At 35.4% G+C, this 22,273-nt stretch carries 22 protein-coding genes and 1 pseudogene; 11 read left to right on the plus strand and 12 right to left on the minus strand.

Annotated features, from left to right (window positions below; genetic code table 11):
* Positions 1-10: 10 nt before the first annotated feature.
* From matP to C9J51_RS08270, 3 genes are all read left to right on the plus strand, one after another.
* Complete coding sequence (gene matP, locus C9J51_RS08260) at positions 11-472, plus strand: macrodomain Ter protein MatP (RefSeq protein WP_045038292.1); 462 nt, start codon at positions 11-13, stop codon at positions 470-472.
* 65 nt (positions 473-537) lie between these two features.
* Entirely contained in the window at positions 538-843 is a 306-nt protein-coding gene (locus tag C9J51_RS08265; RefSeq protein ID WP_045040741.1) for a DUF3634 family protein, read from the plus strand.
* 65 nt (positions 844-908) lie between these two features.
* Positions 909-1,310: a PPC domain-containing DNA-binding protein gene (locus tag C9J51_RS08270; protein ID WP_045040742.1), complete on the plus strand. Its 402-nt coding sequence runs from the start codon at positions 909-911 to the stop codon at positions 1,308-1,310.
* Between the two features lie 34 nt (positions 1,311-1,344).
* On the opposite strand, the gene C9J51_RS08275 is transcribed toward C9J51_RS08270, so the two are convergent.
* The 7 genes and pseudogenes from C9J51_RS08275 to C9J51_RS08305 form a co-directional block, all read right to left on the minus strand.
* Complete coding sequence (locus C9J51_RS08275; protein WP_045038295.1) at positions 1,345-1,590, minus strand: hypothetical protein; 246 nt, start codon at positions 1,588-1,590, stop codon at positions 1,345-1,347.
* A 121-nt stretch (positions 1,591-1,711) separates the two neighbouring features.
* Complete coding sequence (locus C9J51_RS08280; RefSeq protein WP_045040743.1) at positions 1,712-2,128, minus strand: hypothetical protein; 417 nt, start codon at positions 2,126-2,128, stop codon at positions 1,712-1,714.
* Positions 2,118-2,912, minus strand: coding sequence for a winged helix-turn-helix domain-containing protein (locus C9J51_RS08285; RefSeq protein WP_107237035.1), 795 nt, complete (start codon positions 2,910-2,912; stop codon positions 2,118-2,120). Before C9J51_RS08285 ends, C9J51_RS08280 begins: the two co-directional genes overlap by 11 nt.
* 427 nt (positions 2,913-3,339) lie before the next feature.
* Positions 3,340-4,256 (minus strand): annotated as a pseudogene (locus tag C9J51_RS08290) (ISNCY family transposase); the annotation flags it as partial.
* Positions 4,257-4,470: 214 nt separating this feature from the next.
* On the minus strand, positions 4,471-5,823 hold the full coding sequence (locus C9J51_RS08295) for an ISNCY family transposase (RefSeq protein ID WP_107274985.1): 1,353 nt from the start codon (positions 5,821-5,823) through the stop codon (positions 4,471-4,473).
* A gap of 440 nt (positions 5,824-6,263) precedes the next feature.
* Positions 6,264-8,363 carry an ATP-binding protein gene (locus tag C9J51_RS08300; protein WP_107274960.1) on the minus strand — a complete coding sequence of 700 codons (2,100 nt, stop codon included), beginning with the start codon at positions 8,361-8,363 and terminating at the stop codon, positions 6,264-6,266.
* A gap of 5 nt (positions 8,364-8,368) precedes the next feature.
* Complete coding sequence (locus C9J51_RS08305) at positions 8,369-9,532, minus strand: FIST signal transduction protein (protein ID WP_045038043.1); 1,164 nt, start codon at positions 9,530-9,532, stop codon at positions 8,369-8,371.
* A 172-nt stretch (positions 9,533-9,704) separates the two neighbouring features.
* Here C9J51_RS08305 and C9J51_RS08310 point away from each other — a divergent pair, with 172 nt between their 5' ends.
* Positions 9,705-9,863, plus strand: coding sequence for an SDR family oxidoreductase (locus C9J51_RS08310; RefSeq protein WP_082064236.1), 159 nt, complete (start codon positions 9,705-9,707; stop codon positions 9,861-9,863).
* A gap of 63 nt (positions 9,864-9,926) precedes the next feature.
* Here the strand turns inward: C9J51_RS08310 and C9J51_RS08315 are convergent, their stop codons facing one another.
* Positions 9,927-10,370 carry a hypothetical protein gene (locus tag C9J51_RS08315; protein ID WP_045039546.1) on the minus strand — a complete coding sequence of 148 codons (444 nt, stop codon included), beginning with the start codon at positions 10,368-10,370 and terminating at the stop codon, positions 9,927-9,929.
* A 154-nt stretch (positions 10,371-10,524) separates the two neighbouring features.
* Between C9J51_RS08315 and C9J51_RS08320 the strand changes: the two genes are divergently transcribed.
* The 5 genes from C9J51_RS08320 to uspE all read left to right on the plus strand — a co-directional run bounded on the left by C9J51_RS08320 (position 10,525) and on the right by uspE (position 15,841).
* Positions 10,525-12,915 (plus strand): heavy metal translocating P-type ATPase, encoded by a 2,391-nt coding sequence (locus C9J51_RS08320; protein ID WP_045039616.1) that lies wholly within the window; start codon positions 10,525-10,527, stop codon positions 12,913-12,915.
* Entirely contained in the window at positions 12,916-13,125 is a 210-nt protein-coding gene (gene ccoS, locus C9J51_RS08325; RefSeq protein ID WP_045037995.1) for a cbb3-type cytochrome oxidase assembly protein CcoS, read from the plus strand. It begins immediately after the preceding gene.
* Complete coding sequence (locus C9J51_RS08330) at positions 13,112-13,789, plus strand: sulfite exporter TauE/SafE family protein (protein ID WP_045039547.1); 678 nt, start codon at positions 13,112-13,114, stop codon at positions 13,787-13,789. The genes ccoS and C9J51_RS08330 overlap by 14 nt, the downstream gene beginning before the upstream one ends.
* Positions 13,790-13,863: 74 nt before the next feature.
* Positions 13,864-14,619: an FNR family transcription factor gene (locus C9J51_RS08335; protein WP_045037997.1), complete on the plus strand. Its 756-nt coding sequence runs from the start codon at positions 13,864-13,866 to the stop codon at positions 14,617-14,619.
* A gap of 274 nt (positions 14,620-14,893) precedes the next feature.
* A complete protein-coding gene (uspE, locus tag C9J51_RS08340; protein WP_045037998.1) occupies positions 14,894-15,841 on the plus strand; it encodes a universal stress protein UspE in 948 nt (315 codons plus the stop codon).
* 53 nt (positions 15,842-15,894) lie between these two features.
* Here uspE and C9J51_RS08345 read toward each other — a convergent pair whose 3' ends face one another.
* The 3 genes from C9J51_RS08345 to C9J51_RS08355 form a co-directional block, all read right to left on the minus strand.
* Positions 15,895-16,203 (minus strand): hypothetical protein, encoded by a 309-nt coding sequence (locus tag C9J51_RS08345; protein WP_045037999.1) that lies wholly within the window; start codon positions 16,201-16,203, stop codon positions 15,895-15,897.
* Between the two features lie 119 nt (positions 16,204-16,322).
* Entirely contained in the window at positions 16,323-17,216 is an 894-nt protein-coding gene (gene ttcA / locus C9J51_RS08350; RefSeq protein ID WP_045030442.1) for a tRNA 2-thiocytidine(32) synthetase TtcA, read from the minus strand.
* A 162-nt stretch (positions 17,217-17,378) separates the two neighbouring features.
* Positions 17,379-18,557 (minus strand): D-alanyl-D-alanine carboxypeptidase family protein, encoded by a 1,179-nt coding sequence (locus tag C9J51_RS08355; protein WP_045038001.1) that lies wholly within the window; start codon positions 18,555-18,557, stop codon positions 17,379-17,381.
* A 345-nt stretch (positions 18,558-18,902) separates the two neighbouring features.
* Here C9J51_RS08355 and C9J51_RS08360 point away from each other — a divergent pair, with 345 nt between their 5' ends.
* Together C9J51_RS08360 and C9J51_RS08365 are read left to right on the plus strand one after the other, a co-directional pair.
* Complete coding sequence (locus C9J51_RS08360) at positions 18,903-20,387, plus strand: carboxypeptidase M32 (RefSeq protein ID WP_045039548.1); 1,485 nt, start codon at positions 18,903-18,905, stop codon at positions 20,385-20,387.
* Positions 20,388-20,541: 154 nt separating this feature from the next.
* On the plus strand, positions 20,542-20,784 hold the full coding sequence (locus C9J51_RS08365; protein ID WP_045039549.1) for a hypothetical protein: 243 nt from the start codon (positions 20,542-20,544) through the stop codon (positions 20,782-20,784).
* A gap of 89 nt (positions 20,785-20,873) precedes the next feature.
* On the opposite strand, the gene pepT is transcribed toward C9J51_RS08365, so the two are convergent.
* Positions 20,874-22,103 (minus strand): peptidase T, encoded by a 1,230-nt coding sequence (pepT, locus tag C9J51_RS08370; protein WP_045039550.1) that lies wholly within the window; start codon positions 22,101-22,103, stop codon positions 20,874-20,876.
* Between the last annotated feature and the right edge of the window lie 170 nt (positions 22,104-22,273).

Consider the following 22,273-nt stretch of genomic DNA (forward strand, 5'->3'; position numbering starts at 1 on the left):
TATCAATCCTATGAAATATCAGCAACTTGAGAACCTTGAAGCAGGTTGGAAATGGACTTATTTGGTTAAGAAATGGAAAGAAGGAGAGGCAATAACAAGCTTTGTTGATCAAAGTGAAGCTGACGTAGCAATACAAACCTTGCTTGCGATTGAACATGAACCAACCAAGGTTATTGAGTGGATTAATAATAATATGGCGAATAGTTTAGAGAATAAACTAAAACAAGCCATTAGAGCCAAACGTAAGCGACATTTTAATTCAGAGCAGACGCATACTAAAAAGAAATCCATTGATTTGGATTACCGTGTTTGGGAAAAATTAGCTGAAAAGTCACAAGAATTAGGTTCGACATTATCAGATACTATTGAGTATTTGATCAGTGAAAGCTCTCGAACGGAGCAAGCAAGTCAGACCGTTTCAAATTTAAAAAATGATCTTAACCAACTACTTAATTCAGATTCTTTTGAGTAATATACTTTTTGATGTTGTTGTTGGTGCTTTTCTTTCAACGTGAAGTTTATTATTAGGGGTGTGTAATGGAATATGTTCTTTTATTGGCTGTTGTGGTGATTTTTCTTGTTTTTAAAGATAGACCCATAATGGTATTAGAGTTTAAAGATGGCGACCTTACTAAGACAAAAGGACAAGTACCCACAGCATTTCAAACTGCTTGTCGAGATATTGCCCATAAAACCCCATTTTCTGGGCGAGTAAAGATATATAAAACTAGATTTGCTACCAAATTAGATTTTTCAAATACCATTCCAACTAAAGTTAAGCAGCGTATAAAGAATGTTTTTCCTCATAATGTGTCTACATCTAAACGTGGAAAAAGAGCATAAACGTGGATTTGAAACAAAAAACGCTATCAATAACGGTAGCGTTTTTTATTTAAATAAGGTTCAAAATGATAACGCCTTACGCAACTCGATTATTAAAAGGGGATGATTTACGTCATTCACTATTGGAATTTATTCAATTAAAGAAGATACAATCGGGTTCCTTATTAACAGGTGTTGGTTGTTTATCTCAAGCTAAAATCAGATTAGCGAATGAGCAAAAAATATTACATCTTGATGGGCCATTAGAAATTATATCACTATCTGGAACATTGACGCCTAAGCATGTTCATATACATATATCTGTGGCTGATGGAGAAGGGCGGGTATATGGTGGTCATTTAGTCCCTGGTTGTATAGTGTCTTATACGGCAGAACTCTGCATGATTGAATATAATAATTTAAATTTTGAATGTGAATATGACTATCAAACTGGGTTTGATGAATTGGTTATATTGAAGCGTGATTAATAAGCCCAAGTTATTTATTCTTGGGCTGTAATTATTATCCAATAGATTTAATTAATGCTTCTTTACTTTTAATGAAAATAGTAACTTTTTCCTTTAATTCAGCCAGTTCTTTTTCGGCTTTTAATCGTCGAATAGTTTCTTGTTCTAATTGTTCGCCTATTTCAACGGCCAAATAACCACCGTTGATTAATGCTTTTGTTGTTACATTTGTTTTTGTTAGAGATTTTAATGCTTCAATCATATAATAGTGCTGATCGATATCTCTAATAGTAATTGCCATAACGTCTCCTTTTGTTATTAATAATATCAAGAAGATAGATATTCTGAAACCTTTAATTCTAACGCACTATAACTTTTATTGCGTATGTAAAAAAAAGCCATCTTTCGATAGCTTTTAATTTTTAATTTATAACTCTTTTGCCTAATAAAATATCAGAGTAATAGTTATTCTGACAAGAAATAGGTGAGTGTGATATATAAATAGCATCGCCTGAACGTAATGAATCCATAAAAAAACTACTAAACATTAATTGCGAATTATTATTATCAATATGTTCCATACCTAACAAGTAATAATGATTTTGAAATCGCAAAAATACGCCATTAAAGTGGCTAGAGTAATTATTAGTATTACATTTCCGAGAAATTAACATTGATGCGTGCCCATCATTTAATGTTAACTGTAATGTATCTTGTGCAATATTATTATTTTTTGTAGAAAACTCATATGTCGCTTTTGTATTAACGGAGCTAATAACAGCTTGTAGAACTACAAAAATAAGAGCACTAATAATGCCAATAAGCGCTTTATTTAACACTACAAATTTCCTGTTTAATCATAGGTGAGTAATCAACAAAATGACCATTACTTACACTAAATAATTGATAATAATTACAACCTTTACTCATAGGAAATGCATACCATTGGCTTATACTACTATTATCATTTTGTAATATTGCATTCTGTACTGGTTTAGGTAAATCTATACCATTATAAATAACAGGAAGACCCTCAACAGAAGTACTATCAATAAAGAATAAAAAACGATAACAAATTATTAATGTAACAAAGAAAAATGTAATACCAACTACAATATCAAGAACCTTAATATTACTTAATCGCGTTTTTTTAACAACGGTACTATTTAATTTTTGCTGTATTAAAACTTCGCTTTTCTCAATAAGAATAATCGGTTGATCTTCATCTAAAGCATGTAATTTTTTATCATCATTACTGGTCACTTCTTTTTTTGGCGGGTGAGAGCCATCATCAATAAGTGCTAATTTTCGAATACAGTAGCCTAATTTTGGTTCTGTCGTTATTATTTTATGCTCATCAATTTTTGCAAAAGCTGTACGTAAATTTTTAATTGCAACTGTTAACGAATTATTAGTAACAATTTTCCCTTGCCAACATTCAGCTAATAGAATTTCTCTATATATTGTATTATTAGCTGATTCAGCGAGAAGAGTGAAAATTAAAGTTTCTGATCGTGATGCTTTAATAAAAGCACCATCACTAATCCGCGTTATGGTTCTACGTGCAAAATCAACATCGAAACGCCCAAGACGTTTACAACCGCCGTTTACTTCATCGTTCATTTTTATTCTTATTTATCAGTTTTAGCTATAAAACAATAGCTAAATTGTCATCAAATGCACAATATCAAAATAGATAGAGTGTCTTAGTATTTTATACAAAAACACTAAATATGCAATTGTGAAACAAGTATAACTATCATAAAAACGATGACATAACGACAATATTTGTTCTACTGTACAGATAATCTATACGTAATCGTCTTAAATCTAAGTGTTTTTATTAAAAGCATTGATACTTTATATGTTTAATTCACATATGTAGTATTCATCACTTTATGGTATGAGTAATATAAATAATTTCAAATATACTTAAAGCGCTTCATTTGTGAAAATATGGCAATTAGAGTAGGGAAGTTTGTTATTTTATCGTTTATCAAACACTTTTAAAAATCAATTCTCGGTAACCATCTTGGATTGTAACAGTGCTATCTACTGATTCTTGTAATGGTCGATGCATGTCTTTAGATATTGAGCAGCTTTAGCAAAATGATGGTTAAAATCAGCAATAAAGTCGGGGAGCCATACATTAGCTTGTTCAATATTATCAATGTGTTGTAATCGCATTTCTTTGACTAAGCGATCTTGTAATGTTTTGTTGGCACGTTCAACACGGCCTTTGGCTTGAGAGCTATTTGCGCAAATCAATTCAATGTTTAAGTCATGCAATACACGACCAAACTGAGTGATGCGGTTTGTTTTTGCATCCCGTTTATTGACATGAAACACCGCATGTCGATCGCTGTAAAAAGCAGTGGGCTTGCCATGTTGCTCAACATATTCACGTGTTGTGACCATGTAATCAAACGCAGATTCTGTTTCGCTAAACCGCAAGTTCATTAGTTTACCGGTAGCATCATCAATGAAAACCAACAAACAACATTTGTCGCTGCGGCCTTCAAACCAATCATGATGTGAACCATCTATCTGAATTAACTCACCATAACAATCGCGACGATAACGAGGTTGATAAACGCAAGGCTTACGTTTGAAATGTGGAACCCAAAGGCCATCAGCGATCATCCATTGGCGTAAGGTTTCTAATCCAATTTTAATACTGTGGCGTTCAATCAGTTTTTCACGTGCCAATGTGGGTCCGAAGTCTGCGTAATATTCGTGGATGAGATTTAAACATTGATGACGCATATCAGCATTAATTTTATTGCCTGGTGATTGTCCGCGACGTTGATGAACCAAACCAACAGCACCGAGATCTCGATAGCGTGTTATTAATCGTTGAACCTGACGAACGCTGACATTAAGAAGCTGTGCAGCATCTTTACGTTTGATTCGTTTTTCACAGACATCACGAATTGTACCTAAGCGAAATATCTCTTTGTCATTCATGGTAACCAACATATTTTGTTTAACTCAAATTGATCAGCAGATACTGATCACTATAGAAAAACAGGACATTTTAGCTTTGCAGAAAAGAGACACTTTGCCTTGGGGGCTACAACCTCTGTCTTTCCCAGTTTTAAATGTCCTCATTATTCCCCGATTAAAATGTCTCCTTTTAAGATAGTTCATTGTGGTAAAAATGGATTATAGAGTAGGGAAGTCAGGGCTTTTTTCTGGTGCTCGGTCTAAATTGTTCTGGGTGAACTAACACTGGATTTATTTCTTCAAGTTGACGGATTGCCCGTTGTTGGGCTGTACGTTTAGGGGCGCTTTTACTGCGACTACGCTTTTGTTGTTGGTCATATTGTTGCTGTTTTGCTTGGGCAAATTTTAATACTGCACCCAAACGTTTGTTATCAACTATCTGACCTTGGTCAACGTCTTCGAGTTTATCAAACACTTTAAAACCCAATTTTCGGTGACCATATTGGATCGCGATGGTGCCATCTGGGCGATCAAGAACCTTAACGACTTGATGCACAAGTCGTTGATTTTCTTCGGTTGGATCAATCAAATAGATAACTTTGTCGTATTGAAATGTCAGTGACTTTGAGACTTTTCTTGGTTCTTGCCATGAGAAAATATCATGTAATTCATCTACTGATTCTCGTAATGGTCGATGCATGTCTTTAGGATATTGAGCAGCTTTAGCAAAACGATGGTTAAAATTAGCAATAAAGTTGGGGAGCCATACATTAGCTTGTTCAATATTATCAATGTGTTGCAATCGCATTTCTTTGACTAAGCGATCTTGTAATGTTTTATTGGCACGTTCAACACGGCCTTTGGCTTGAGAGCTATTTGCGCAAATCAATTCAATGTTTAACTCATGCAATACACGACCAAACTGAGTCATGCGGTTTGTTTTTGCATCCCGTTTACTGACATGAAACACCGCATGTCGATCGCTGTAAAAAGCAGTAGGCTTGCCATGTTGCTCAACATATTCGCGCGTTGTCACCATGTAATCAAACGCAGATTCTGTTTCGCTAAACCGCAAGTTCATTAGTTTACCAGTAGCATCATCAATGAAAACCAACAAACAACATTTGTCGCTGCGGCCTTCAAACCAATCATGATGTGAACCATCTATCTGAATTAACTCACCATAACAATCGCGCCGATAACGAGGTTGATAGACGCAAGGCTTACGTTTGAAATGTGGAACCCAAAGGCCATCAGCGATCATCCATTGACGTAAAGTTTCTAACCCAATTTTAAGGCCGTGGCGTTCAATCAGTTTTTCACGCGCTAACGTGGGTCCGAAGTCTGCGTAATATTCGTGGATGAGATTTAAAATACGCAGCTTATGATTATCATCATAACGATGATTACTTGGCACGCCGCGTTGTTGTGAAAGTAATCCGCCAGCACCGAACTGAGTAAAGCGTTTTACTAATCGTGATACTTGACGACAACTCAAGTTAAGTCGACGGGCAGCTTCAACACCAGTAATTTGTTTATCACAAACATCTTGAATAACGTTGATTCGGCTTAATTCATTTTCAGTCATAGTGAGCAACATTTATTGATTCCAGTTCATAGCAAAACCTATGATCTGAAGATAGTTCAACATGACATTTCTAACGGGTTCAAACCGGACATTTCTAAATGGGACCTACAACATCAGTGCGCATTATGTATATTATGTTAAATACGATATTAAATGTTCAGTATCTGATGCTATATTGTATGAACCTACGTTTAAGCACTCCTCTCTTATCTTGTGCTTTATCAGGAAAAGCGCTCTATTTAACAGTATTGTCTATTTACCATAAAATAGGTAATTAACACTTAATTTAAATACTGCCGCACATGTTCATTTTGCTTGGTACTTAAATTAAGTGTTAATTACTTACGGCTCAAAAAACGGACAACCATTAAATCTTTCTGTTTTGTTTATCATTCCTGATATTGCAGGCAGTATCAAAAAATATTTGCTTGTAACACTACTTATGGGGAAATAATATTATCGATTGTTTTTAAACTTTGGTATTTCTCTAGTAATAAGTCTAATTCTTCCGGTTGTATTGGTTTAGCTAAAAAGCCATCCATACCAGCTTGATGGTAAAGAAATTGGTCACTTTGCATGGCATTAGCCGTTAAAGCAACGATCGGAATACTAATATTGAGCTTTCTTATGTGTTTTGTGGCCTCTAACCCATCTAAAACTGGCATTGATATGTCCATTAACACCAAATCAAACGATTTGTGACACTGTAACAGTTTTAATACAGCTTCTTCACCATGATTAGTTATGGTGACGCTGTGACCACGGCGCTCTAACATTAGTTTTGCGACCAACTGATTTGTTGGGCTATCTTCTGCTAATAATATATTTAAAGATTGCGTTAATGGTGTTGATATTTTCTTTTCTGGGTTTATGATTTTAGCGATTGCGGGACGAATAGGAAATATTATCTTAAAACAGCTACCAACACCTAATTCACTTTGAAGCGAAATCTCACCATTCATTTTTTTAATTAATAACTGGCTAATTGTTAATCCTAATCCTGTGCCACCATATTTACGCGTGATACTACCATCAGCCTGATGAAATGGATTAAAGAGATTATCTTGGGCATCTTCTGCAATACCGATTCCTGTATCAAAAACAGAAACTTCAATATTATGATCTGTTTTTTGAGCAACTATTTTAACTGAACCTATGTCGGTAAATTTAATAGCATTGCCAATAAGATTAAACATGATTTGAATGATTCTATTCTTATCTGCAAAAATGTATTCTGGAATTAATTCGGAAATATTACATTCTAATAGAATGCCTTTTTTATTCGCTTCTGGTTGAAGTTGGTTTTTAACTAAAGAAATACTCTCAGAAAGGCTTATATTACTATTAAATAACTCGAAACTACCCGATTCAATCCGTGATAAGTCGAGGATATCATTGATAATGGTTAACAATAAATGTGCTGATTGCTCCATTTGCCCTAACCATTGTTGTTGTTCGTGTTTTAATCCTGATGATGACAGCATGTCCATTAATCCCAGCACTGCATTTAATGGGGTCCGTATTTCATGGCTCATCATTGCGATAAATTGTGATTTGGCTTTATTCGCCGATTCCGCTTGTTGACGTGCTTGTTGTAAATCAAATAATCGTTTTTTTCTTACACTAATATTTTTTACTGTGCCACGATAACCAAGTAATAGGCCATGTTTATTATAATAAGGTGTGCCACTAAAACTTAGCCATTGTTCTTTTTCATCAATGAATAATTGCCATTCTAGATCTTCAAAAGATTTATTTTGTTGTAATTGTGAACGAAATTTATGCTTAAAATCTTCATTGCCATCAAAGAAATCGAGTATATTATCTTTATCTATTAGATGGTTAGCAATTTGAGATGCTGAAATATAACTGAATTTATAATCCGTATCAATTTCCCAGAACCAATCACCAACAGTACGTGCAAAATCTTTAAATCGTTGTTGGCTATGAATTAACTCTTGAGTACGCGCCGTTACTAATGATTGTAATCGTTCACGATAATCGATATCAATAATTGCACGTTCAAGTAATGGCCTAAATCTATTTAAAACACGTCGACAACTAGAAGTGAAATGTCCCTTTTCACTACTCATTAAAATAATCATGGCATCGCCAGAACTGATTTTTACGCCCGTAATTAAACTGGAATGGCAGATATTTAATAAATCAGTACTTTTATTTTTAAATTCTTCAATATCTTTAGGTGAATATAAAGCAATACATTCTCCATTTATACAACGATTAAACGTACTACCTACTTGCCAATGGCTTAAATCAAGAGCCATTACAGTACTCATTAATACTTGTAAATCGGAAGCTTCATCATCACGTGTTAAAACAATAGCATTATCAAAGGCAATGAATTTGCGTAATACTTCGAGTAGACTATTAAAAACTTGTCGTTTATTATTAGCGCCAGCCATTGCAGAAACACCTTCAAGAATAGCTGCATTCTCTATTCGTAATTGAGTTTCTCTTTCTTGGGTACGCTGAAGATCTAATAATGTTTCTTGAAGCTTTTCTGAATCACAACTAAGCATTATTATTAGTCCCTATGAAAAACAACAGCTGAAATCATTAGATTGCCATGCGCATTTTCACCCGTAACAAATTGTCCTTGCTCACCAAAAGTAAATGGACAAACAAACGGTTTATTATGCATTGCTATATTTACAAACAATGCAACTTCATTCATTCGCTGTTGAACTTTAAGCATGCATCCTGCACAGTATATTGTTAGCCCACCAATTGGATCTAATTTAATACCGTTAGTTGCCGTAATAACACGACCAGCACGAGTGATTAAGCGTTCATCTGTACCTGTCATAAAATATAATCGTTCACCTTCAATAATTGAAGCAAACATTTTTAATCCATTAGTTTGAGTTACCATTAACGGATGTGCTAATTTAAAATAAGGTAAATCATGAATGGTCCCAACTAAACGTCCAAGAGGATTCAAACTACTTTCATGAATAATACTACTGTTAGCTTTGAATTTTTGTTTGATCCATTTTTGATATATATTAGCCGCAGGTTGATGATCTAATTCAATAAGTTCACGACCACGTACTTTTGTGGCAATAGCAGAATATGTAGACGCAGCATAACCGGAATGAAAAGAAAAACTTATTTCACAATTTGGATAAAATACCGCAATACCAACACCTTGTTGTGTTTGTTGTTCTTGATTAAATATTTGCCACTTACCTTCTACATTATTATCAGCGGCACTCCCACCTACAATAGCAATATTTTTACCAACAACATCTTCTATACCTCTAATTACTTCTTCTTCATTTCCTGGTGTTGCATGAAGCAATATTAATGCAGGCGCTTCACCAATACGGCCACTATTATTAATAGCTTTAAGTATTGCTTGACGTGCTATATTAAAAACAGTGTTATTAGATGAAACAATAGATGTTCCATAGGCACCAACAATGTCGTTAATTGCCCAAAGTGCAATACCTTGTCCTTTTATATATCCGTTTTCTGTCATAAATCCCTGACAAGAGGTGCAGGCAAGAAAAGGTGTATTTGGGTAATGTTTAGTTAATATTAATTGTAATATGCCGTAATCGTAATCTTCCGAGAAATACAATAATAATAAGGATGGTGGTGCTATTTTCTCATCTAATTTATTGATAGCTTCAATAATGGCATCGTGAGAATTAGTTAGTACCGAAAAACTTGTTGCAATATCCATAGCCATATCTTTTTAATTTTTCCTTATCATAATCATTTTTCTGAATACGATCAGTAAGCAAATCATTTTTAATTGTTATTTTTTATTTTATTATTAAGAATTAACCCGTTATCTCCTATCATAGTACAGTTAATAGACTCTCGAAGGATTATGTTACACTCAACTTCTCAAAATGTTATCTTGTCAACAACATCCTATCGGACGGGTTGGTCGTACGGATGATATTGCTGAAGTGATTGAGCTTCTAATTTGTACTCAATCAGGATTTATTACAGGACAAAATTTTGTTATTGATGGCGGAATGACAAAGAAAGTGATTTATATAGAGTAAATATTAATCGCAATCTATTTACTCTGTATAAGATATTCGACGCAAAATAGCGTCGAATTGCATTTATTTAATGACAGTAAATTGTGATGAATAAATATCGTTATTAACTTTAAGATCAATAACCCATGTCATCTTATCATGGGTACAATTAGGAACTGTAAACTTACCAAGCCAACCATCCTTTTGTTGCGTAAATTCAATCGGCAATATACCCATATTCATAGTAATACCGCTAACAGTTGCGCTTGGAGCTACATCAATATTACTAATATGCAGCTCAAGTGGTGTCTCAGCTTGTGGTTTTTTCGGTAATAACGTTACTATTGCCTGCTTATTATTAATATTGAATACACAATCTCCAACATTTAAATTACAAGTATTTACCTGCGCTTGAGTCGATGTTTTTTGTTGGTATGTTACTGTTCTCCAAACAAAAGCAGTGATCAAAATAATCATTAAAATAATAAGTTGAATGAACCGTCCTCGTGTTAATTTTTGTGCTGCCATGTTTATTTATTCCTTCGTTACTATTCTGATATGTTCTGAGGCTAAAAATACGTTATATGTGATATTAAGTGCTAATCTTATAAGGAGCTAATATTTTTTCTATTTAATTACATAGGTATAGCAATAAATGACCTCAACAAGTATAACACCACCCATGATTCAAGGTTGTTATCATTGTGGTGAACCTATACCTGAAAAATGTAATTTTAGCGTTGATATTCTTGGTGAATCACGATATTTATGCTGTGCTGGGTGTACAGCTGTCGCAACTATGATCGTTGAAAATGGCTTAACTAATTATTACGAATATCGAACCCAACCGGCTCAAAAATCTGAATTAGTCCCCTATCATTTAAAGACTTTATTACTTTATGATCATCAAGATATACAAGATGATTTTGTAAATGAAAATGCGCAACATCATAAAGAAATATTACTTTCTGTTGATGGTGTTTCTTGCGCTGCATGTGCATGGTTAATAGAAAAACAATTATACAAACAAACAGGTGTAATCACGATTGAAGTAAATATTACAACCCATCGAGCTTTATTAGTCTGGGATGCGTCAATAGTGAAATTAAGCTATTTGTTGACCCTTATTTACCAATTAGGTTACAAAGCAGCGCCATTTGAAGTTGATCTTCAAGAACAACAATACCAACAAACAATGCGGCATTATCTCTATAAGTTGGGTCTCGCCGGTATTGCGACGATGCAGATTATGATGTTAGCTATTGCGCTCTATTTTGATGTTTTTGATAAACACGAAAATAGCTTTCGATATTATTTACGTTGGATAAGTTTATTTATTACAACACCAGTTTTACTCTATTCAGCGCTGCCTTTTTACCAGAATGCTTGGCGAAATATTAGGGCTTTCACTTTAGGTATGGATGTCCCCGTTTCTATTGCTTTACTTTTTGCTTATGGCGCGAGTTTATATGCCACCATTACAGATCAAGGTGAAGTATATTTCGAATCAATTTCAATGTTTACTTTTTTCCTACTTCTTGGTCGATTCTTAGAAATGAGAGCACGACGTCGTGCGGCGGCAATGAGTGCTAACTTATTAAAACGTATTCCAACAATGGCAACGCTTATTTCTGGTGAGAAAATTGCCGCAAAAAGATTAAAAATAAGTGACGTTGTCACTGTCTTGCCGGGTGAATATCTCCCTGCTGATGGCATCATCATTCAAGGAACAACAACGATAGATGAATCGATGTTAACTGGGGAATCTGTTGCGGTTAAACGAACTCAAAACGCACAAGTATTTGCCGGCACACTGAATGGAAATGGAAATATCACTATCAAAGTGAGCCATAATCCCAAAGATGCATTTATGTCTAATATTATACGACTACAAGATCATGCTTTATATTCAAAACCAAAAATAGCGGTAATGGCTGATCATGTTGCTCGTTATTTTGTTTGTATTATTTTAATTGTTGCTTTGATGACATGGTTATATTGGCAAATGTATCGTCCCCAAGATGCGTTATGGATAACATTGGCTGTTTTAGTTGCAACCTGCCCTTGTGCTTTATCACTTGCAACACCAACAGCACTTACATGTGCAACATCAAGTTTAAGCCAATTAGGATTATTAGTTCGTCGTAGCCATGTATTAGAAACATTGCACAAAGTGAATCATGTTATCGTCGATAAAACAGGTACATTAACTGAGGGTAATATTCAGTTAGTCGCAACGGATACTTTTGGTCAATATTCTACCGCTGACGTTCTCACTTATGCAGCAGAACTTGAACGTTATGCAAATCATCCGCTAGCTCAACCTTTCGTTACTTATCAGGCTAAAACGCCACTTTTTAATCATGTTGAAAATAGCATAGGTTATGGTTTAAGTGGCATTATAAACCATCACCAGTGGCGAATTGGTAAGTATGACTTTGTTAGACAACATCAATCATTTTTAGATCATATTCCAGATATTGAATACTCTGATGACTATTCAATATGGCTATCATGCGATGGTCATATCGTTGCTGCTTTTAAAATTGAAGATCCATTGCGAAAAGAGAGTAAGCAATTGATAAATAGCTTTAAACAGCAGGGAATTAAAGTAACTATGTTAACAGGTGATCATTCTATTCATGCTAAACACGTTGCTAAACAACTCAATATTGAACATTTATACGCCAATATGAGCCCCATGAGTAAATTGGATTTTTTAAATAAAATACCAACAACAGATATTTCATTGATGATTGGTGATGGTATTAATGACGCGCCTATTTTAGCTGGCGCTCATCTGTCTATTGCTCTTAGTAGTGGGACTGATATTGCTAAATCATCAGCAGATATGGTGTTATTGAGTAACAATTTATTGTCTATTATAACGGCTCGCAAATTAGCATTACGTACTCGTAACATTATCCGCGAAAATTTAGCGTGGGCATTAGGCTATAATTTAATTATTCTTCCATTAGCAATTACTGGACTTGTTGCACCTTACATTGCTGTTTTAGGTATGTCAGCAAGCTCAATGATTGTTGTATCAAATTCTTTAAGGTTATTAAAATAAATGGCAAGTCTTTACATATTAATACCCATTGCTCTCTTTTTTATTTGTCTTACAATTGTTGTTTTTTTATGGGCGGTACGCAGCAATCAATTTGAGGATTTAGAGCATCAAGGTTACAATATTTTGTTTGATGATGATGTAGAAAAGCCCCTACAAACATCTAAAAAACATCCTTCGATAGGATCAATTTCAAATAATGACCGAACTTAATTTTGTCGCGGCATTACTTATTGGTTTAACAGGAGCGGGCCATTGTATTAGCATGTGTGGTGGTATTGCGGCAGCTGTTACTATTGGGATGCCCAATAAACCACAACAGCATTGGATATATTTACTTTATTATAACCTCGGTAGAATCAGTTCTTATATGATTGCTGGTTTAATTGTTAGTCAAGTTATTGTTCAAGTCTCCGTACTGAGCAGTTCAACTAACATATTGATTATTATGCGAATACTAGCTTCTGTTATGATGATTATATTAGGGTTGTATATTGGAAAATGGTGGTCAGGTCTAACGCATATTGAGCGTATAGGACGTGTTCTCTGGCGTTTTATTTTGCCGTTAACTAAATATTTTTTACCCTTAACATCACCGATTAAAGCGATCCCTTTTGGTTTTCTTTGGGGGTGGTTACCCTGCGGTCTTGTCTATTCAACATTAACATGGGCAGCTGTCTCTGGTAGCGCTATCGACGGTATGATTATCATGCTAGCTTTTGGTTTAGGTACATTACCCGCGATGTTAACGCTTGGCTCTCTTGCTAATAAATTAAAATCGCTATTAAACAACAGTTATTTTAAACGTTTTAACGGATTATTTATCATCATTTATGGTATGCATACTGGTTACATTGCAATCAATCAAATATGGTAAGGTTTTTAACACTCGTAATATTGCTTCATAATATGTTAAAATATTGACCTACATCAAATTGGTTAGATAGGCATATGATTTCAGACAAATTTACCACAAAACGTATCCAATCAGGTGGATGTGCTATTCACTGTCAAGATTGCAGTATTAGCCAGCTATGTATTCCATTCACGTTGAATGAATCAGAGTTAGATCAACTGGATCAAATAATTGAACGTAAAAAACCAATCCAGAAAGGTCAGGAACTCTTTAAAGCGGGTGATGAACTGAAATCATTGTATGCTATTCGCTCCGGCACCATTAAAAGTTACACGATTACAGAGCAAGGTGATGAACAAATCACGGCATTCCATTTAGCGGGAGATTTGGTTGGCTTTGATGCGATTAATGAAATGCAGCATCCTAGCTTTGCACAATCACTTGAAACATCAATGGTTTGTGAAATACCGTTTGAAATTCTTGATGATTTGGCAGGTAAAGTGCCAAAACTTCGCCAGCAGATCATGCGTTTGATGAGTAGTGAAATCAAAGGCGATCAAGAAATGATTTTATTATTGTCTAAGAAAAATGCTGAAGAACGTTTAGCGGCATTTCTTTATAACTTATCATTGCGTTTTTCTCAACGAGGCTTTTCACCTCGAGAGTTCCGTTTAACAATGACGCGTGGTGATATTGGTAACTACTTAGGCTTAACGGTTGAAACAATCAGTCGTTTATTGGGTCGTTTCCAAAAATCTGAAATGTTAAGTGTAAAAGGTAAATATATTACAATCTTAGATCATGATGAACTAGCTAAGCTTGCTGGTGTGAGTAAGAATAATAATTTATAACCTTATAATACCCTATCCAATCTATTTATAAGCAGGTGCTATTTTAGCGCCTGTTTTTATATCTATCACTAATGTATATAACTGTTTATTTATCCCATTTTTGCATTTTATTACTCAAACTACTCCCCATCTTGGCTGGTTTAGAGTACAGTAAATGTTATGTTAATTTTTTAATCACTTGATTTAAAAGTGTATCTGATAAATACAATGGCAAATGTATTTTCTTTGTTCTTACTAATTCAGAAAAGAGATTCTGCCGTAGGGAGACATTATTATGCAAAAATATAAAAACATACTTGTTGTCGCGGATCCTGAACGTGAACAACAACCTGCAATATCTCGAGCTATTCATTTAGCAAAGACTTGTGACGATGTAAAAATTATTGTTTTCCTTGCTATTTATGATTTTTCATATGAAATGACGTCAATGCTTTCTTCTGACGAACGTGACGCAATGCGTCGTGGTGTCGTTATGCAACGAGAAGAATGGTTAAAAGAAATTATACAACCGCATATAGACCAAGGCATTAATATCGAAATTAAAGTCGTATGGCACAACCGTCCTTACGAGTCCATTATTGCCGATGTTTTCAGTCAAGATATTGATCTATTAATCAAAGCAACGCATGAACATGCGAAGTTAGGATCCGTTATCTTTACACCAACGGATTGGCATCTATTACGTAAATGTCCGGTTCCCGTTTTATTAGTAAAAGGGGAAAATTGGCCTACAAATGGTAACGTTCTTGCTTGTGTGAATTTATCTGCTGAAGACGAAACCCATGAAGATCTTAACGATAAGATTGTAAAAGAAGCGATTGCTTTTTCTTCAATCACTAAGGCTCAGGTTAATTTAGTTAATGCTTACCCTGCAACTCCAGTTAATATTACGATTGAATTACCTGAATTTGATCCCGCGTCATACACAGATGCCGTTCGTGGATATCACTTAATGACAATGAAATCTCTACGTCAAAAATATGCTATTGATGAAGAGCAAACTTATGTTATTGAAGGATTAGCTGAAGACGTTATCCCACAAGTTGCAGATAAAATTAATGCAGAACTTGTCATTTTAGGAACAACTGGACGTACTGGTTTATCTGCGGTCTTTATTGGTAATACGGCAGAAAATACAATTGATAGTTTAAATTGTGACTTGTTGGCTTTAAAACCTGATGGTTATATTAGTCCATTAGCCCCAAATTCTATTGATGAATAAATGTTACACTCTATATTTATATAGCAATAAACGCCTCAGTTGAGGCGTTTATATTATTTGGGTTCAGCTTCTTTTTCATTGGCAAGCCACTTAGTAAACTTAGTTATATACCATTCATTTTCTTGCTTTGAACAATAAGCATGACTTAACTTTCTATACTTCCACTCAGCAGCCAGTGATACTTTAGTTTGATTCGTCGCTCGCTTACCTAGATACGTTTCACAAAGCTGACTGTTAGACATCTGGCGCGCATAACTATTAACACTACTTCCTTGCATCCCCATCTGCTGAGCTTGATGTGAACTGCACCCTACCACTATAAAAGAAAGCCCAGCTAATACGATTAACTGTGGTTTAATCATTTTTAATCCCAATATGTTTGTTTTTTTTATAATATCAATAAATAAAAGTGAGTGGTATGGCATATAAAACAAAACGACACATATTCGCTAATAAAATGCCGTTTTGCTACTAACCGTAATTAAACGTTAGTTACATCAATGAACATACTTTCATCAATGTTAGTCGATGATACTGTAGCTTCAGTGAAAGCATATTCAGCTCTATCACCTTCGCGATCTAATGGTAGGTTAACAAAATCAAACAAGTTCTTATCAGCTAGTTGACTTGGACTGATATTTTGAATTGATTTGAAAATTGCATCAACACGACCTGGTGTTTTTTTATCCCAATCCATCAACATCGCTTTAATGCTTTGACGTTGTAGATTTTCTTGTGAGCCACAAAGATTACAAGGAATGATCGGGAACTGCTTATATTCAGCGTATTTGATCAGATCTTTTTCACGACAGTATGTTAATGGACGAATAACAACGTTACGGCCATCATCAGAACGTAATTTAGGTGGCATCGCTTTTAGACGTGAACCATGGAACATATTTAAGAATAATGTTTCAACGATATCGTCTAAATGGTGTCCTAGGGCAATCTTAGTTGCACCAATCGTTTCAGCAAAAGAATACAACGTACCACGGCGTAAACGTGAACATAAGCCACACGTTGTTTTACCTTCCTCGACTTTTTCCTTAACCACAGAATAAGTATCTTTATCGACAATGTAGTAAGGAATATTTAAGCTTTGAAAATACTCAGGCAAAATATGCTCAGGAAAGCCAGGTTGCTTTTGATCAAGGTTAACCGCGACAACATCAAAATTAATTGGCGCAGCTTTCTTTAAATTAAGCAGAATATCCAGCATTGCAAATGAATCTTTGCCACCACTAATACAAGCCATAACAACATCACCTTCTTCGATCATGTTGTAATCAATAATAGCGTTACCCATATTGCGGCGAAGACGTTTTTGCAGTTTGTTATATTCAAGTGTTTCTTTACGGTTATCTGTCTGATTCATTACTACTTCTCGAACTACCGACAACATCGATAGTAGAATTGCGGGATAAGAATTTATAGGGCATGAATTATACGTATTTTATTGTTGACTGGAAATAGCTATCCACAATAAAAAAGCCCAGCACACAATGGCTGGGCTTTTTTACGTTAAATGAATCAGTAATTACTTAAAAAAACTCATTACAAACTTCTTAACTTGGTCAATCAAACGGCTAAAGAAGCTGCCTTCTTCAACCGGTTCCAATGCAACAAGTGCTTGTTTACCTACTTGTTTATCATCAACTGAATAAATGATTTCGCCAACTTGTTGACCTTTCGTTATTGGCGCTTCAAGTTCACTGTTTAATTCAACGCTAGCTGTTAGTTTTTTAGTTTCATTACGTGACAGCGTAACATAACTGGTTTTATCAACACCTAACTTAATTTTGTCTTTATCACCAAACCATACTTGCTCAGTAATGATCTCATCACCCGCTTTATGAGGCGTTACTGTTTCAAAAAAACGGAAACCGTAATTTAATAACTGCTTACTTTCAATTTCACGTGTTTTGGTACTTTTTGTTCCCATAACCACGGCAATTAAACGCATGTCACCTTCGGTGGCTGAACTGGTTAAGCTATAACCAGCACCACTGGTGTAACCTGTCTTCATACCATCAACATTCATACTTGGATCATAAAGTAAGCCATTACGGTTACGTTGGGTAATATTGTTATAGGTGAATGATTTTTCACTATACAGTGGGTAAATGCTTGGCAAATCACGAATTAGCGCCTGACCTAACAAGGCAATATCATAAGGCGTGGTATATAAGTCGTTATTATCTAGGCCATGTGGGTTAGCAAAATTAGAATTATTCATTCCTAATTTTTTCGCCCATGAGTTCATTAAACTTACAAAGGATTGCTCAGAACCTGCTACGTGTTCTGCAATTGCCACACTGGCATCATTACCTGATTGAATAATCAAGCCACGAAAGAGATCCATTAATGGAACTTCGCTGCCCACTTCAATAAACATTTTTGATGAATCAGGGAAATTTCTTGCCCAAGCATTACGGCTAATAACAACAAGATCTTTCGCATTAATATTGCCTTGTTTCATTTCTTGGCCAGCAACATAACTTGTCATGAGTTTCGTTAAACTTGCAGGATTTAATTTTTCGTTTGCATCCTTCTCTACTAAGATTTTACCTGTATTGTAATCCATCAATACATAGCCTTTTGCACTTAATGTTGGTGCATCAGGTACAACGGTTGGCATTGCAGCGAACGCTGACGATGATAAAGAGTAAAGCGCTGTAGCACCGACAAGAGACAAAAACCGAGTAGTCTTTTCCATGAGAGGCAAAATTCCTTTAAAAAACGATAAAATCAATCTACATAGCTATTAAGGACTTGCAGAAACCTAATAGGTATTGAGATTGGCTGCCAGTATATCGAAAAAATATAATAAAACAGGTCTTAGTAACATTGTCTTACCAATTCCTATCACTGATTACATTTATAACGTTAATTGCTTTAAATATAAATCATTACGAGTAATTAACTACTTCTTATTTGATTTTTAATTAATAAATACTGTAGTGTTCGCATTTTTATTACTGAAGTAACAGAGTATCTCTATTAAATAGTTAAAGGTTGAGTTAAATTTATTGTATTGCTGTTTATCAATTTAGGAACAAGTATGAATAATTACAATAAATTAGAACGTCATGCTAAGAAACTATCTCGACTTGGCCATCTTAATGCTATTTGTGGTTGGGATCAGGCTGCAATGATGCCTAATGGTGGTGCACAAGCACGTTCAGAAGCGATGGCTGAGCTTGCTGTTATTTCGCATGAATTAGCCACGGCTCCTTACTTAGATAATTGGTTTGCAGACGCAGAAAAAGAACATCTTACCGCAGAACAACGCGTCAGCCTTGCAGCCCTTAAACGTCATTGGATGATGCAGAATATTTTACCTGCCGATCTCGTTGAACAACAATCACTGGCGGGTTCTCAATGTGAACATGCTTGGCGCTCACAACGTAAAGAAAACGATTGGGAGGGCTTTAAAGCCAACTTAAAGCCTGTGGTTGAGTTAGCTCGCCAAGAAGCGACTATTCGCTCACAAGCCACAGGTTTAAGCCGTTATGATGCCCTACTAGATATTTATGAGCCAGGAATGACATCGGCGGTACTCGACGGTATTTTTGCTGACGTAAAATCATGGTTACCTCAATTAATTCAACAAGTCGAAGCTAAACAAGCGACAGAAGAAATATTACCATTATCGACTCCATTTGCTATCGATAAACAACAAGCACTAAGCCTTGATGCAATGGCATTACTGGGATTTAATTTTGACCACGGACGACTAGATATTAGTACTCACCCATTTTGTGGTGGCGTACCAACGGATGTTCGCATTACGACTCGCTATGATGAAAATGATTTCACTTCTGCATTGATGGGCGTCATTCATGAAACAGGCCATGCTCGTTATGAGCAAGGCTTGCCACAACAATGGCGTGATCTTCCTGTTGGTGAAGCTCGTTCAATGGGCATTCATGAATCACAAAGCTTATTTTGTGAAATGCAGTTAGCGCGTAGTCCTGCATTTAGCGGTTTATTAGCCCCAATGGTACAAAAATCATTTGCTTCAACAGAAACGTCATTATCAGCAGAAAACCTTCGTTTGATTAATACTCGTGTAAAACCGGGCTTTATTCGTGTGGACGCAGACGAAGTCACCTATCCTGCACATGTTATTTTACGTTATGAAATTGAACGTGATTTAATTGAAGGTAAGATTGAGGTTGATGATATTCCAACAATTTGGGATCAGAAAATGACCCAATATCTTGGTATTTCAACGCAAGGAAACTTCACTGATGGGTGTATGCAAGATATTCACTGGACTGACGGTAGTTTTGGTTATTTCCCAAGTTATACCCTCGGTGCAATGTATGCTGCACAATTCATGGCAACCATCAATAAAGAAATGAATGTTGAACAGCTTGTCGCTCAACATAACCTAACGCCAATCTTTGAATGGTTACATGACAATATTTGGAACAAAGGCTCAACGTTATCAACCGATGAACTGGTAGAGCAAGCAACTGGGGAAACACTAAACCCTGAGCATTTTAGAAAACATTTAATACAACGTTATTTAAATAATTAATCATTGTTTTTATAGGCTATAGATAAAAAACAGTAATTATTTTATTTAGTTGTAATGTTTAGCAAAAAAACAATAGTTAGATCACAGTATCACTGTCATTGTTTTTTATACTCTTTATTAATAGATATAACGATTACCATTAAAGGATTTAAGAATGACTTATAAAGCAGCAGATCTCAATTACCACGGCGAAAATTGTGGTGTGCATAACTGGATCACAGATGGCGGTCAATCATTCTATTGGCATCCTGATTGGTTACATATTGCTGAAGATGAAACCGGCCTTCACAGTAAGCATGAGATCGAAGTTGAAAAAGGTGGCGAAATCACTAAAGGTCACGCTGTTCATGCTATTTTAAAGCGTTTAAATGAAATGCTAAGCAACGATCACGCTTAAACTACAAACTAAAACGTATAAATATATTCATAAAAAAGCCACTATCATTATACGATAGTGGCTTTTCTTTTATCTGTTAATTAGCAGAATTAAGCGTATCGATTCGCCGTATTCTCGGCAACTTTTACAATCACTTTAACGGCGAGTTCCATACCTTCAACAGTGATAAATTCATGAATACCGTGGAAATTATAACCGCCAGTAAAGATATTAGGACAAGGTAAACCCATAAATGATAGTCGAGCACCATCAGTACCGCCACGAATAGGCTTTATTTCAGGTTGAACATCACAATCCAGCATCGCTTGTTGAGCAATTTCAATGATATGTGGGAATGGTTCAACCATTTCACGCATATTATAATAAGAATCTGTTAGAACAAGTTCTACTCGACCCTGTATCAGCTTGCTGTTCAGTTCGTCTACTTTTTGTTGCATGAATGCTTTACGCTTCTCTTGACCATCACGATCAAAATCACGAATGATGTAGCCTAATTCAGTGCGAGCAACCGAGGCTTCCATTGATTTAAGATGATAAAAACCTTGATAGCCATCAGTAGATTCAGGTGTTTCATCAGCAGGCATCATCAATTGAAATTGTGCTGCAATATTCATGGAATTAACCATTTTATTTTTTGCTGTACCTGGATGGACATTAACACCATGACAAATAACATCAGCTGAGGTTGCATTAAAGTTTTCAAACTCTAGCTCCCCAATTGGGCCACCATCAATAGTATAAGCCCACTTCGCGCCAAACTTTTCAACATCAAATAAGTTTGCGCCACGACCGATTTCTTCATCAGGAGTAAAACCAATGCAAATATCGCCATGCTTGATAGTTGGATTGGCAATAAGATGAGCAATAGCTGTCATGATTTCAGCAACACCCGCTTTATTATCAGCACCAAGCAGCGTTGTACCATCTGTCGTAATTATATTGTGACCATGTAACTTATTTAGATCTGGATATTGGAATGGTGAAAGGATTTCATCCCCTATTCCTAATGCAATATCACCACCACGATAGCTTTCAACAAGTTGTGGTCGAACATTTTTTCCAGAAGCATCTGGTGCAGTATCCATATGCGCAATAAAGCCAATTGCAGGGATATCACCATCCATATTTGCAGGTAATAGTGCAGTAAGGTAGCCATTGTTATCTAGAGTGACGTTACTAAGCCCTAACTCAAGCATTTCTGATTGAAGAGCCTCAGCCAAGACACGTTGCCCTGCGGTACTCGGGCAAGAGGAAACTGCATCGTTAGATTGAGTATCAAAACTTACATATCGTAAAAAACGTTCTATTAACTTATCCATAAAGTTACCTTTCTTGCTTGAGCTGACAGTTTATACTGCCCCTATCTATTATTGATTATATTATGATTATATAGAAAATAAATGACATTGAGATACATCATCAATCATGCTTTTTTTTTGTAAAATGAGTCACCATTTTTAAAACGATCTTGTAAGTATTAGGCTGTATT

It is taken from the genome of Photobacterium iliopiscarium (assembly GCF_003026395.1).
In the GTDB taxonomy this organism is placed as follows: domain Bacteria; phylum Pseudomonadota; class Gammaproteobacteria; order Enterobacterales; family Vibrionaceae; genus Photobacterium; species Photobacterium iliopiscarium.

Bases quoted from the DNA above. Each gene is read 5' to 3' on its own strand.
- matP (WP_045038292.1), top strand. From the start codon at position 11: ATGAAATATCAGCAACTTGAGAACCTTGAAGCAGGTTGGAAATGGACT.
- C9J51_RS08265 (WP_045040741.1), top strand. From the start codon at position 538: ATGGAATATGTTCTTTTATTGGCTGTTGTGGTGATTTTTCTTGTTTTT.
- C9J51_RS08270 (WP_045040742.1), top strand. From the start codon at position 909: ATGATAACGCCTTACGCAACTCGATTATTAAAAGGGGATGATTTACGT.
- C9J51_RS08275 (WP_045038295.1), bottom strand. From the start codon at position 1,590: ATGGCAATTACTATTAGAGATATCGATCAGCACTATTATATGATTGAA.
- C9J51_RS08285 (WP_107237035.1), bottom strand. From the start codon at position 2,912: ATGAACGATGAAGTAAACGGCGGTTGTAAACGTCTTGGGCGTTTCGAT.
- C9J51_RS08295 (WP_107274985.1), bottom strand. From the start codon at position 5,823: ATGACTGAAAATGAATTAAGCCGAATCAACGTTATTCAAGATGTTTGT.
- C9J51_RS08300 (WP_107274960.1), bottom strand. From the start codon at position 8,363: ATGCTTAGTTGTGATTCAGAAAAGCTTCAAGAAACATTATTAGATCTT.
- C9J51_RS08305 (WP_045038043.1), bottom strand. From the start codon at position 9,532: ATGGATATTGCAACAAGTTTTTCGGTACTAACTAATTCTCACGATGCC.
- C9J51_RS08310 (WP_082064236.1), top strand. From the start codon at position 9,705: ATGTTATCTTGTCAACAACATCCTATCGGACGGGTTGGTCGTACGGAT.
- C9J51_RS08315 (WP_045039546.1), bottom strand. From the start codon at position 10,370: ATGGCAGCACAAAAATTAACACGAGGACGGTTCATTCAACTTATTATT.
- C9J51_RS08320 (WP_045039616.1), top strand. From the start codon at position 10,525: ATGATTCAAGGTTGTTATCATTGTGGTGAACCTATACCTGAAAAATGT.
- ccoS (WP_045037995.1), top strand. From the start codon at position 12,916: ATGGCAAGTCTTTACATATTAATACCCATTGCTCTCTTTTTTATTTGT.
- C9J51_RS08330 (WP_045039547.1), top strand. From the start codon at position 13,112: ATGACCGAACTTAATTTTGTCGCGGCATTACTTATTGGTTTAACAGGA.
- C9J51_RS08335 (WP_045037997.1), top strand. From the start codon at position 13,864: ATGATTTCAGACAAATTTACCACAAAACGTATCCAATCAGGTGGATGT.
- uspE (WP_045037998.1), top strand. From the start codon at position 14,894: ATGCAAAAATATAAAAACATACTTGTTGTCGCGGATCCTGAACGTGAA.
- C9J51_RS08345 (WP_045037999.1), bottom strand. From the start codon at position 16,203: ATGATTAAACCACAGTTAATCGTATTAGCTGGGCTTTCTTTTATAGTG.
- ttcA (WP_045030442.1), bottom strand. From the start codon at position 17,216: ATGAATCAGACAGATAACCGTAAAGAAACACTTGAATATAACAAACTG.
- C9J51_RS08355 (WP_045038001.1), bottom strand. From the start codon at position 18,557: ATGGAAAAGACTACTCGGTTTTTGTCTCTTGTCGGTGCTACAGCGCTT.
- C9J51_RS08360 (WP_045039548.1), top strand. From the start codon at position 18,903: ATGAATAATTACAATAAATTAGAACGTCATGCTAAGAAACTATCTCGA.
- C9J51_RS08365 (WP_045039549.1), top strand. From the start codon at position 20,542: ATGACTTATAAAGCAGCAGATCTCAATTACCACGGCGAAAATTGTGGT.
- pepT (WP_045039550.1), bottom strand. From the start codon at position 22,103: ATGGATAAGTTAATAGAACGTTTTTTACGATATGTAAGTTTTGATACT.